Raw genomic sequence first — 14,184 nt, 5'->3', positions numbered from 1 at the left:
CTGCCGAGCGCCGACGCGGTCGAGGTCCCCCGCGCCGAGGACGCGCTCTTCCAAGCGCCCGAGCCGGGCGTCGGACGACCGCAGCCCCCGAAGCGCCCCGGCCAGGAGCCCCCGAGGGTCGAGATGCCCAAGCCGCCGGAGTCACTGCTGACCGACGGCATGTCGGGCGGGCATCTCGTCCGCGACCTGCCCGACGTCCAGTCGCTGCGCGGCCTGCTCGACCGCGAGGGCGGCAGGGCGTTCGGCAGCGCCTGGTCGGAGGCGACCCGGGCCGGGACGCCGCGCAGCGAACTGGTCATGGGCGAGTTCACCAAGGACCGTCTGATGGCCGAACTTCCGCAACTGACCCGCGGCGGCGAGCTGAAGGGCGAGACGTTCCGGGTGAACGGCCGTGAGGCGTGGGTGTCGGCCAAGGCGGAGATCGTCGGCCTGACGCACGTGCGTCCCGAACCCAAGGCCGAAGTGGCCCTGGCGGGCGAGAAGTTCTCCGTGTACACCCGGCGCGGCCTGCACTCGCGGCAGTTCTTCCTGCTGGGCCAGCTCGGAGCGTCCACCAGCGCGCTGCAGAACAAGCTCGGGGCGGCGTTCACGTTCGGCGGCGGCTTGCGTCGCCGGACCCGCGGCGACCAGGTCACGGGCGGCCGTACCTTCTCCAACGCCAAGATCCCGACGCCGCTCGAACACTACGACGGCCACGTCAAGTTCACGTTCACCTTCCACCACGGCGGTACGCACACCAAGGTCTCGGGCGTCGTCCTGGCCGGCGTCTCGGTGCCGTCGTCGGAGATCACCGAGCTCGTCGTGGTCAAGCAGGGCCACGTCTTCACCCGGCCGGAGATCCCCGACCACGAGCCCACCACCCCGGGCACCGGCCACGCGGTCGACCCGACGGATGCCACCCCGGACGTGCCCGAGCGGCTCGGGTCCGAGGGCCCCGTACCGAGCGCGCCGACGCGAGGGGACCGGTCCTTGCCGGAGGCGTCCGGCAACGGCGTGCGGCGGCTGCCGACGCTTCTCGAGGTACCGGAGCCGGCCGAGGAGACCGTCACGCACCGCGTACCGCACATGCTGTCGACGGACCCGACGACCCCGAAGAGCACCTCCGCCCACCAGTATCCGCCTGCGGAGACGTCCGCCCACACCTCCGTACGCGAGGGGGCGTCCGTACACACCTCCCCGCACGAGGGCTCGTCCGTACAAACGTCCTCGCACGAGGAAGCGCCCGCAGCCACGCCCGCACACGAGGACGCACCCGGGCACGCCGAACCGTTCCCACACCCCGGCGCCCATGGCGCCGACGCCCGCGCCTTCGCCGACGCACCTCTCACCGACGCCCCCCGCGTCGACAAGGGCAAGGGTCGTGCCGAGGCCGCGGTGGACGAGCACGAGGCGATCGAGGCCGGGGCGGCGCTCAGTGAGGCGCGGCGTCTGCGGGCGGAGGCCGAGCGCGTCCGGAGCCTGATGGACGGTCGGCGGACCGCGGTCGTCGGCAGTTCCGCCGACGGCGACGGCACCCGGCTCGCCCACGCCGACGAGCGGCTCGAAGCGGCGAGGGCCGCGGAGAGCCTGGCCGAGGCCCACTGGACCGAGGTGACGCACGGCAGGCCGCTTCCGTTCGCGGTGGAGCGCGACGGAGCCCTGCCCGGCCTCGGCGGCGGTGCGCCGCACTGGTCGCGGCCGAAGAACGGGAGCGCAAGGGCCGCGACGTCAGCCCCCGAGGGCGTCGTGGTCTCCGTGGACCACATTCCCTCGGTCAGCCATACGGTCGTCGACACCGACGACGGGGATGCCTACGCGCTGGTCCCCGGCGGCACGGACCTCACGGTGGCGCGCCGGGTGAGCGACCCGGCGTCCGCCCACGGCCGCCCCGCGGATCCGGCCACCGGCACGGAGGCCTACGAGGGCGACATCGTCGTCCAGCAGGACCTGCTGAACAAGACGCTGACGGCCGCCGAGGACTCGCTGCAGCCCGCGGAGACCGGCGCGCGGCCCGCGGAGGACTCCGCACAGGCCCGGGACCGCCGCGACGCCGGCCTGGTCTTCGCTCCGCCCGCCTACACCGTGTCCCCGGACTTCCGGCACGGCGTCGGCGCCGAGACGTACGCGTTCGCCGACGACCGGCTGCCGGCGGCGATCCGGGAGGGCTTCCTGGCCCAGCTGCCCGAGCGGTCGCGCGAGCGCGCCGGAGAGGCACTGGCGGAGTACTTCGACACCGCCGGCCTCGACAACGCCCTGCGCCAGGCCGTCGGCGACCGGCTCTCGCTCGTGCTCGGGCTGCCCGGCGGCCCCGTGGCCGTCACCGTACGACTGCGGCTGGGCGACTGGACCCAGCTCACCGACCCGCGCGGCGAACCGTTCGCCGAGAGCGCCGGCACCGCCCGGCGGGAGACCCGCGGCCGGAGCAACCCCCAGGTGCTGGACTGGCGCGAGACCTCGTCGGCCAACCGCACGGTCAACCGCAACCGCGACACGGCCGCCGGCCTGGCGTTCTCGCAGGCGCTCGCGCTCGTACCGCACCTGTCCCAGGCCGGCACCGCGCTGCGGACGCTGCTCACCGGGCTCGGCAGGAACACCGACTTCACCGTCTCCTCCACCATCGGCAGCACCCGCACCCTGCGGCCGTCATCAGGGCGGGCCGTGGACTTCCGGTACGACGTGGGTGTCGACCTCGTGGTCCAGCAACGCGGCCAGGCCCCGCAGCGGTGGCAGACGGTGGTCGAGCGCTCCCTGACCGCCCGCTACCCCCGTGCGGCCGTACGCGAGCTGCCACGCCCGGAGGGAGTGCGGCACGCCGGCTCTGCGCTGTGGCAGGAACTGTCCGGCGCGGCGGAGGCCGGCACCGCCGGGCTGCACCGCGCCCTGGAGACCGCCCGGGACAGCCGTGCCCTGACGGCCGACGCGCACCACCGGTGGGACGCGGCCGGCCGGGCGTCCCGCCCCGCCGTCGTCGGCGAACCGGTCGCACTTCCCCGCATGTCGTGGCTGGACTCGGTCACCGGCGCGGCGGACTACCGGGCCGCGGTGTTCGCCGCGGTGGACCCCGCCCTCACCGACCCGTTCTCGCCGGCCTTCGCGCCGTTGGACGCCTTCGCCCGGGTGCGGACCCTGACGGCCGGTCTGCACCAGGCCGCCGCCGGCGGATACCAGTCGGCGCCGATGCTCTCCGCCGCCGGCCGGCCCGACGCGGTGCGGGTGCGCGCCTCCTTCCACAACCCGAGGGTCGTGGACGACCTGGACGAGCTGACGCGGGTGGACGCCGAGGACGTCCGCGCCGGCACCGTGGGCGCGCAGGTCAGCCAGTTGGACGGCTCCACCACCGGGGTCTTCGATGCCCTCTCGCTGGCGGCGACCGCGGTCGGGGTCCCGTTGCCGCTGTCCTCGGTGCTCTCGCTGTCCTACGCACGGTCCGTGCGGTTCTCCCGCCCCGGCCAGCAGGCCGGCAGCGTGGAACTGAACAGGCTGAAGCACACCGACGAGCCCACCACCGTCGTCGAGTTCGACGTCAGGGTGGACACCCGAGGGCTCGGCGGGCGCAGCGGACCGGAGACATGGCTCACCGCCCGGGTACGCATGCTCGCCGCCGACGCGGACCGCCTCGGCCTGCGGCCCCAGGACCCGGCGGCGTCGTCCGCGGGCCGGACCGCCGCCGACCCGGACGCCCTGGCCAGGACCGCCCCGGGCCGCACCCTGCGGCTGCCCACGCTGTTCCGCGACTGGCTGCCGCCCACCAGCCGCGTCAGCCGTTTGGACGGGACGGCCGCCGAGCAGGTGCGGCTGCGGACACTGCGGCTCGTCCACGGCAGCTTCCCCGGCTTCCTGGCCGGCCACGACCCGTGGCGGGACGTCCCCGTCCCCGACGCCGTCGAGCTGCCGGCCCGGGCGGCCGGCGACGCGCTGCTGGAACACCACGTCCGCAACCAGCTGGCCCTGGACGAGGTCCTGAGCGAGACCGGCCTGACCCACCGCATGCACCTGATGACCGGTCCGGGCCACACCGTGGTGCTGACCCGGACCGGTCTGGGCGGAGTGGACCGGATCAGGGTCACCATCCGTGCCACCCTGGACCCGGACGACTTCACCTACGTCCGCTCCCAGCGCGGGCAGACGGACGTCTACTACGGGTCCTCCTTCGACCTGACCAGCTCGGCGACCCGGCAGTGGAAGCTGTCCGCGGAGTTCAAGCTGGGGACCAACCTGCTCGCGTCCGAGGACACGGCCACGGACGCCACCGGTGGCCGGCTCACTCCGGGGGCCAGCTGGAGCCGCTCCGTCACCGAGGCCGGCGGGTTCTTCGCGGGCGGGGCCTCCGGCGGCGGATCGCTGTGGCTGTCCGAGTTCAGCGGAGCGGTGCGCTTCCACGTCACCGTCGAGCAGGCCACCGGCCCGGGGCAGCCGGCACCCGTCCCGGCCGTGTCCGGCCCGCTGCCCGTCGAGGCGGGCCTGCTCGTCCCCGAGGACCTGGTCCTGGAGGACGACGGCGGCGGCCGCCTCGTGCGCACCCTGGACCTGGAGAGCAGGGCCGACGGCAGCGGCAGGGCCTTGCGGGCACCGCGCTCCACCGGGGACCGCCCGGCCCTCACCTGGACACCCGAGGACGGACGCCTGCCGCAGGACATCCTGCATATGGTGCGCACCGACCACCTCCTGCCGCACATCACCGACCTGCTGCGGCAGGTCGGCGTGCCCGCCCTCGACCCGCTCGACGAGGCCGCGCTGCGCACCGCCGTGAACGGACTGGGGCCCCGGGTACGGGACTTCACCGGAGCCCCGTACCCGCTCTGGACCCGGCCGATGGCCCAGAGCGTGTTCGGCCGGCCGCAGTGGGTGGAGGTGTCGGTGCAGGCCACGGCCGGCCCGCTGACCGCGATCGGGGAGAGCGATCACGCCTACCTCCACCACCACAGCATGGGCACCGCCCTGGTCCGGCACACGCAGACCGACGACGCCCTGTCCGCGTACGCGGCCCTCGGAATGTCCCTCAACTTCGCCGACGCGGCGGCGGAGGAGGGGGAACCCACCGACGTGCACCTCTCGGATGCCAACCGCACGGGGCTGAACCACAGCGTCGGGCACCGCGCCCAGGCGTCCGGGAACCGCGCGGCGAGCGGGCAGAGCGAACGGGTCGACATCACGACCGGCGGCCATGTGTGGGCCGACGCACCCACCACGTTCCGCGTCACGGTGCGCCGCTGGTCGGAGCAGTCGGTCGGTTTCCTCGGCCGCTTCAGCTCCCGGCGCAACTCCCAGCAGGAGAGCACCGGCGAGCCGGTGACGGCGCCCGGACTGGCGCTGATGCAGCGGGAACCGGCCCTGGAGCGCGGACTCGTGGCGGCACCGGCGGTGGGGTCGGCCACCGCCCCGGACACCACGGCGGCGGAGACGACGGCACCGGACGCGCCGGCGGCACTGGCCCCCGCCAACGTGCTGCGCGGCGACGGCTTCGACCACACCGCGCTGCTCGCGGTGCCCGACCTGCGGCCGTTCGTGCGCGATCTGCTGCCCGCCCTCCGCCGGGAGCTCTCCCCGGACCACGCCGACGCGGTAGCGGCAGAACTCTGGAAGGTGGCCGCCCAGCAGGGCACCAAGGCCCTGCTGGAGACCATGCTGGTCGGCCTGCCCATCCTGGTGCCCCACCGGCACGATTTCTGGACGACGATGGCCCGGGTCACCCTCACGGCCAAGCTCACCGAACCGCGGGCGCTGGGTCAGGAGCCCGGCGGGCACGTCCTGGAGGGCCGCAACGTGCGTGCCGTCGAGCGCGCCGACGGCCTGGCCGGCGACGGGAGCGGCAGCCTGCAATCCGCGTACACCGAGGACCGCACCCTGGCCGACTCCGACGCGCCGCCGCAGGCCGTGTCGGGCTTCGCCCCCACGGTCCGCCACGCCTTCTCCCCGGGCGGGCAGGCGAGGACCGGCCACCAGACGAGCGCCGCCCTTCTGCACGCCACCCGGCCCTGGACGACCGCGTTCGACGTGGAGGTCACCGCCCAGCTGGACGTGCACTGGGCCCTGAGCGCGGCCTCGCCCGCCGTCGGCATGGCCCTGCCCCTGATCGGACGGCACAAGCACCGCGAGCTCGGGGACCGGGTGCTGCCCGGCGCGCTGCGCCTCGCCTACCGGCAGGAACTCACCCAGCCCCACCCGCGACCGGCCCCGCGCCCGCCGGCCCTGGTGGCGAAGGCACCGGCCGCGTACGAACGCCAGGGAGCGCGGCTGACCCCGGACCTGCTCCGTGAGGCGTACGTGGGTACCGTCGGCGGCCTGGGGGCACTGCGGGCGGCAGCCGAGGACCTGTTCACCAGGAGCGGGCCGGCCTCCGGCGTGTCCCCGGCCGCCCACTCCTGGCAGGGCGGTCTGTTCGTGCTGCGATCCAAGATCGCGGCGATCTTCAGCCCGCCCTACATGAGCCAGTGGTTCCTCGACCTCGCCGCGCAGGACACCCTCCGCGAGCCCGTCATCCTGCCGGGAGCCAGCAACGACCTGGGCGGCCACCTGGAGATCACCGCCGACATCCGCGGACTGCGCGAGTCGGGACCGCGTCCGGACGGCGGCAGCACGCTGCCCGGCACGACCATCCGGGACGACCAGCGCTCCCTCACCGGGGCCTCGGGCAGCCTCGGTTCGGCGGCCCGGACGGCGAGCGCGCTCGGCGCGGGCACCACCGCCGACGGGGAACCGCTCCGGCAGGAGAGCCGCCCGTTCTCCCGGGTGGAAGCGACATCGATCACCTGGCACATCGTCCACCGCCCGGAGACCGGCACGCCTCGTGCGGTCGACGTCACCGTCAGCGACGAGGCGGCCGTCTTCTACATGCCCACCGAGACGCTGGAGACCCTGCTCGCCCGGGACGGCGACGCGGCTCACGCGCGGCCCGTGCCGGACAAGGGCAAGGCGCGGCAGGAACCGGAGGAACAGGAGCAGGCGGAGCCGGCGGCCACCGCACGCCTCACCCCCGAGGAGGAGGCACTGGCCTGGCAGGAGTACGCCGACGCGGCCATCGAACTGTCCCGCGCCGAGTCGGCGCTGGCGGCCCTGACCGCGCACACCAGCGCCGCCCCCGCGGCGGCCGTCGCACGCGTGACGGCCGCCGGCCGGCGGCTGGCGGAGGCGGCGGCGGCCACGGCCGCCCTGGAGCACGAGAGCACACTCGTGCCGCCCACCGAAGCCGAACTGAGAGCGCGGCCACGGTTGCCCGGCGGCAGTCCGCTGGACCGTTTCCGCGAGCCGCAGGACGACGTCACCAGCTACCGGATCGTCTCGGACGCGGGCACCGTCGTCGGCCGTGCCTACTTCGGTGCGGCCGAATGGGCGGACCGCTCGCCTGCCTGGGCGCAGTACGACCCGGCCACGACTGGTGTTTTCATGCGGCAGCGGCAGTCGTACGACCCGTTCGTCCAGCAGCCCGTGCCGTGGTCCGGGGCAAGCCACTACTTCGTGTCGTCGCACGCCAGTGCGGCCTACCTCGCTGTCGAGGACGCGGCGGGCCGGCAGCGGCCCCTCTTCGGTCCCGAGGTGGCCGCCATGCTGCGGCGTCGGCCCAGTCTGCGCGAGTTGCGGGCGCGGCACCCCGACGCGGGTGTGGTGCTGGTCGCCTGCGAGGTGGGCGCGCACGACGACGGTCTCGCCCAGCAGGTGGCCGATCACCTCGGCACCACGGTGTACGCGCCCACCGGAGAGGTGGACCTCAGCGGAATCGCCGAGCACGGTTCCCCCCGGCCTTACGTGACGGTCGGCGACAACTCGGCCCCGGGCGACTACCGCACGTTCCGGCCCCGGTCCGCCGCGGCCGCCACCGTGGTGTTCGCGGAAGACTCCGGCGAGGTGTCGGCCGACCAGCTGCCGGTGATCGAGGCGCTGGCCGCTCGGGTCGCGCCGGACGCCGTACAGGGGTTCTCGGACCCGCTGCTGCGACCGGTGGTCACGGTGACCGGCTACGCGGCGGGAACGGGTGCCGACGGACTGGGCCTTGCGACCGGCCGCCGCCGTGCCGAGGCGGTCGCCGCGGTACTGCGTGCGTCCTTCGCCCGGCGTGTCGCCGCGCTCGGGTACGAGAGCACGGGTCCGAGGGAGCCCGTCGTGGTCGTCGCCGTCTCCCGTGGCCAGGACCTGTCCGAGGACGACCTGGCCACCGGTCAGGACCGGGCGGCCTTGCTGCGCCGTGCCACGGTCACCGTCCACGTCCCCCGGGTGCCCTACCGCGAGGAGGTCTTCGAGGACGAGGACCTGGGCGAGATGTCCTTCGGAGCGCCTGGCGGAGCCGACCACACCGACAGTTCCGACGAGGACTTCGCCGGCGGCGCACCGCGCGACTTCCACCCCCTCGCCGTGGAGCCGACGGAGCCGGACTCCCTCCAGGCCGAGGCGTCCTCCGTACCGCGCGGTGCGGTCGCCGAAGCCCCGCGAACGGATCAGGCCGAGGCGTCGTCCGTCGCCCCGTCCGGCAAGGACGCCGCGGCCGAGCGACGGTCTCACCCCTGGTACGTGGATCACGGCCCGCTCGGGCACGCGACCGTGAGCGACGTCGACCCCTTGGACAAGACACGCGCCCAGACCTGGGTCGAGAATGTCACCACCGGACTCCCGGACCGGCGCCTGACCGGTGACATCCAGAACGCGCTGCACGCCATGCTGGCCACCACCGACCGGCACGCCTGGGACGACCTGCTGGCCCACGGCTCGACGCTGGTCTCCCACGGCCGGCTGGTCTGGCTGCGCCCGCTGCTCGCGGACCTGCGTCCGGCGGACGCGAGGACGTCGGACGTACGCGAGTACAACGTCCGGTTCGCGACGACCGCCGGGAGCGGGCAGCGCACCCGTGGGCGCACGCTCGGCGCGGACTCGTCCCTGCTGCTCGGCTTCAGCATGGCCTCCTCGATAGCCTCCTCGATGGTCCTCGGCCTGCCACAACTGCGGGCCGAGTCGGCCGCCGAGCGCTCCGAGACCCAGCGGCGCAACGTCATCTCGGGACGGACGCTGTTCATCAGCGAGAACAAGCCGTTCCTGGCCGGGCTGCGCGTGCAGATCTTCGTGGACGGTGTTCCACACAAGCCCGACGTCGTCCACGACCGTGATCTCGTCCACGACCGTCGTCTGCGGGTGGAGTTCCCGCGCGAGTACACCGGCGCCGAGGCCCCGAATCCCCCGATGCGCGCCGTTGCCCCGCCCGGGAGGCCCAACGCGGCCCGGCCCGAGGCGTCTGATGTTGCCCTGCCCGGGAGGCCCAACGCGGCCCGGCCCAAGACGCCCAGTGCGGCCCGGCTGGGACCGCACCGGGTCGTGCTCAACGCCGTCGACATGGGGCCGCTGCTGGCGGCGCTGCACGGTCGGCTGCGCGCGGTCGGCCTCGACGCCGCCACGGCCGAGCGGTTCCTGACCCATGCGCGGGAGCTGCTCAACGAGCGGACCGCCCGCGCGCGCAGCCGGTGGTGGCTGACCAACGGCGACATCTCCGGCGAGTTCCATGTGCGGGGCTCGGTCGGACAGCAGTCGTTCCGTCTCCGGGTGCAGGCCCGGATCGACGACCTGGAGTTCGCCGGGGTCAGCCAAGACGTCCAGACCCGCGAGGACCTCGGCGGCGGCAGGGCGCAGGGCGTCGGCCGGGCGGGCAGCGGCTCCGCCGGGATCTCCTTCGGCTACAACGCGTACGGCTTCGCGATGCCCGTCACCGACGGATCCGGCGGCTCGGCGGCCAAGGGCCTGCTGCCGCTGTTCGGCGTCGGTCTGGACGCCGGTGCGGGCAGCGGTCTGTCGGTCACCTCGCAGACCCTGGGCCACACCGTCGTCAACTTCCGCGAGGACCAGGCCCGGTACCGGGCCCGGCTGCGGATCACGGTCACGGTCGAGTCCCGGACGCACGGGGACATCGGCACGGTGTCCGAGGTGAGCGAGGCGGAGATCGGGGTGCCGTGGCGCGACAGTCAGGGCGCGAAGGACCTGGAGCAGTACGTGCTCGGCGGCGTACGCACCCCAAAATCCGATTTCGAATCCGTTCTCCGGAAAGCCAGGGGGCGGTCCGAGCCGGTGGAGACCTCCCCCCACGTGCAGAAGCTGCTGGAGGTGTCCGGCACCGAGCCGGTACGGGCGATGACTCCGCCGCAGGGACTGCCGCAGGGACTGGACCCGGCCGACCGGCAGGAGCCGGAGGCGGCAGGCGAGTCCGAGCCGAGGCCCGCCGAGCCGTCGGCTCTGGCCGCGCGGCGCGGCTTCGGCTTCGCCATGGCTCTGGACATGGCGGGCTCGGAGATCGTCATGGAGCAGATGCTCTCGGCACTGAAGCGGATGGTCCCGTCCGCCGTTTTCCGCTCCGCCGACTGGACGGCGGTGGAGGCCCAGCTCGGCCTGCACTTCAGCAGGCCCGCGCTGGAGGGCAAACCGCCGCTCGATGAGACGGCACAGATGGTGACCGTGGGCGGGGAACGCTACCGGGCGTCGGTCAAGGCCATCCTCGGGAAACGGACCCTCGGAGGCGTCCTGGAGGTAACCCTCAACGCACGGGCCGCCCGCACCGAGACGGTGATGAGCCGGCGCGGCACCGAGTGGGGCGTCGTGGCCGGCGCGGGCGGTGGCGCAGTGGTGTCGCTCAGCGACTCGCTACGCGCGCGGTTGGGCGGCGTGACGTTCCGCGGCGGTTTCGAGCGGTCGCAGGAGGACCAGTTCACCGCCGCCAACACCGTCTACCGCCGTACCGAGACCGACGGCAAGGCCGACGAGCACGTCTACCAGACGGTCTACGAGCTGTCGCTCAGCCCGGAGCGCCCAGACCAGCACCGGAAGGCCGAGCGCTGGAGGATCGAGAAGTCCGACCTCACGACCTCGGTCGTGGTGCCCCGGCAGAACGTCCCGGCCGAGCCGCGGGTGCCGGTCCCGGTCGCCGAGGTGGGCCGGACCAGGTACCAGCGGGACTGGTCCGCCACCGGGGACGAGGTCGCCTTCGCGCAGGGCGGCACCGGTGGCGTGTACCCCGCCTTCCTCGTGATGCCGGAACTGACGCGCCTGGCCGCCTCGGGTTACGCCCGACTGGCCGAGCTGCCGGGCTACTGGCTGACCGACTCCGCCTACTGGCCGCAGGAGCTGACGGAATCGACCGATTCGGCGGCTCTCGCCGCCCGCCTCGGCGCCCTGACCGGGCCGGACGGGCACGTGATCATGCTCCCCGAGCGGGACGGCCGGCGGTACGAGGTGCGGCTGAGGCTGCGTGCCTTCGACGGCAAGGACCTGGGCGAGACCGCCGGTGACTCGGAGATCGAGCAGTACTCGCAGGCGACCGACCGGTACGCCCACTCGGAGAAGACGGAATGGCACGCGGGGCTGAACGCGAACGTCGGGCCGCAGATCAGCGTCGGCGCCCTGGCGAGCGGCGGCTCGCACCACGAGAGCGGGTCGGTGCCGGCCCGGCAGGAAGACGACGGGGGCGCCGGCCACGGGAGCAGCCCGCGGGGCGGCGTGGGCCTTCAGGCCGTCGCGCTGGCCCAGACCACGGCGCGGTGGGCGCGGGGGCGCGGCCGGGAACGTATGCGGGGCATGGTGGAGATCAGTCGCGCCACCTACCGGGAGAAGACCCACGTCATCACGGCGTCGCCGGTCTTCGAGGTGACGGTGGTGCGCTCCAGGGGCAGCCGGCGGGAGGAACTCGTCCGCTATATGCGTGTCGAGCACGGGATGGAGATGCTTGTGCCCGCCCGCCGCGTGCGGGACCTGCTGGCGCCGCAGGCCACACCGGCCGCCGCCCCCGCTGTGACGGCCGGGACGGGTGCGCGGACCACGCCGAGCGGCGTGACCCAGGCCGGGCCTTCGCACACCCCGCGGACGACGGTGGCCGATCCCGTCCGACCCGGCCCGTCCGAGGCCGGCCCATCCCAGGCCGGACAGGCGAAGGCCGGCTCGTCCGAGGCCGGACGGGCGAAGGCAGTCGCGTCCACGTCCGCCCCGGTCACGTCCGAAGCGGCCACGCCCGTACCGCCGCAGGCCGACCCGGTCACGTCCGACCGGCCCGCCACGCTTGCCCGTAGCCACCTGCTCGGCCGCCCCCTGCCCGGCGCCGCCCACGTGGAGCGGCTGCGCGCCGACAACGTGCTGACGACGATCGTGAAGCGGCTGGAAGAACGGGGCGCGCTGGCCAAGAGCGGGTCGGCGCGCGAGCACCTGCTGCGGGCGCTGCGCACCACGTTCTCCTCGGACGCGCTCCAGACCCAGTACACGGCCCTGACCGGTACCGGCGTCGCCCGCTGGTTCCCGGTCAGCGGCCCGTTCGGCAGCACCCGGTACGTGTGGGTCATGGTGACCGCCCACCTGAAGGACCCGCACGCCCACCAGTCGCGCCCGAAGGTCAAACTCACCCTGCGCTCCGAAGGAGTCACCGAGGACAAGAGCGGCAGCGAGCGCTCCTTCCACGTCGGCGCCGGCCTCAGCGCCCGCACCCGCATCGGCGACCACGACGCCCACGGCGGCACCGAGCTGGAGGCGTCCTACGGCATGAGCCGGGGCCGGTCGCACGAGACCGCCCGCCAGGTCGTCGACATCTCGCGCGCCAACACCCGGGAGGGCTCCGAGGAGTTCGAACACGATGTGACCTTCCACATCCAGATGGGCGCGACCACCGAGCCGCCCGCCGCCTTCTCCGTACCGGCGCAGGCCGTGCGGGACACGGCGCTGCGCCTGACGGCGCTGGCGAGCGGGCGGAACACGGCCCGCCGGACCGATCCGGTGCGGGTGTGGACCTGGCAGGACGCCGGCCACAGCGTCACCGGCGACGTACGGCTGCTCGTCCCGGCGCACCTGACGCTCCCCGTGGAACAGCCGGTGCCGCCGGTCGTCGCACAGGAGCCGCCGGTCGACGCACCGGTGCCGCCGGAGGGGACGCCGTCGTGGACGGACCCGTTCACGGACCGGTCCACGACCCTGCCCAAGGCTCTGACCGACTACATCCACCCGTGGGACGTCCCGGCCGCGCACATCACGCAGCGGTGGGCCAAGGTCGCGGCGCAGACGCCGGTACGGGCACCCGACCTGACCCGCGAGGGTGCCTGGGAGGTACCCGGGCTCGATCCCTTCACCCCGGCCGGGTTCAGCTACGGCCACCACACCTCGACCGCGATGCTGCGGGCCAACATCGCCGAGCTGCTGCGGCACCGCTACCAGGTGCCGGTCGGCGACCGCACCGTGACGGTCGGCTTCGAGCTGACCGCGGCCGAGGTGGTCGGACCGGTCGAGGGCGTCGAGTTCAAGGCACGCCGGTACCAGCAGGACCACACCAGCCCCAAGAGCGAGCACGGCAACTCCCGCGGCGGGGTGCTCACCCTCGGCCCCGAGGCGGGCGGCATGGCGGACGGGAACCGCGTCTTCGAACGGCTCGGCTTCGATGTGTACGGCGTGAACACCGGCGTCAAGGAGGGCTTCGAGGCGGGCGAGACCCATGAGACGAACCGGGAGGCCACCCGCAAGTACCGTCACTACAAGTTCCTCGTGACGGTGACCGCCCAGCTCTCGACCGGTGCCCGCCGGGCGCTGCGCGTCGAGGTGCCCGGCGGTCTGTACGCGATGCTCCCGCTGGACCCCGACGGCCACCTGGCCGGCGGGCTGGAGGACGCCCTGCCCCACCTCTTCGGGACGTACCGCGAGCGGATCGGCCTGGCCTTCCGCCTCCGTCCCGGCGACACGGCGGTGGCGGCCCTGGAGGAACTCCTGCTGGCCGCCGGACCCGGCGCCCGGTCCCTCGTGGTGCCGGAGCCCCACCAGGCGGGCTCCGGCGGCCCGCTGTACGCCGTCAACGACGAGGGCCGGATCGCCTGGTCCGACCACAGCGGCGAGGTCCGCCCGCTCCCGCGGCCGCCCCGGCTCACCGGCATGGTGGCGTCGATCGACCTGAACGCGCGCGGAGCCCTGCTCCACCCGCCCCCGGAAATGCTGGCCCTGGGCCCCGACGCCGCCAGCTTCCCGCAGCTCGCGCTCGGCGCCGACCTGCCCCGCCTGCTGGGCTTCGGCGAGAAGCCGCAGCCGTCCGACACGGCGGCCGGCACGGACTCGGCGGGCGACGCGGCCACCGCGGCCAACCCCCAGCCGGCCGATCCCGCCCCGGACTCCGACCCGCGGCCGGAACAGCCCCCGCACCGGCGGTCCCGCACCGGCACCAGACACCGTTCCCCGAGCCGTCACCACCGTGACGACCGACGCCGAGGAGTGCGATGA

At 74.3% G+C, this 14,184-nt stretch carries 1 protein-coding gene (cut by a window edge); it reads left to right on the top strand.

From position 1 onward, the window contains the following. On the top strand, window positions 1–14,184 hold the 3' portion of the coding sequence (locus AB0927_RS33355; protein WP_366671546.1) for a hypothetical protein. The gene continues 12,834 nt to the left of window position 1, outside the view; only the last 14,184 of its 27,018 coding nucleotides appear in the window; the start codon falls outside the window, past its left edge; its stop codon occupies window positions 14,182–14,184.

It is taken from the genome of Streptomyces sp. NPDC048106 (assembly GCF_040706415.1).
Lineage (GTDB): Bacteria > Actinomycetota > Actinomycetes > Streptomycetales > Streptomycetaceae > Streptomyces.
The sequence above is the reverse complement of the archived record's forward strand: the minus strand, read 5'-3'. Positions and strand labels throughout refer to the sequence as shown.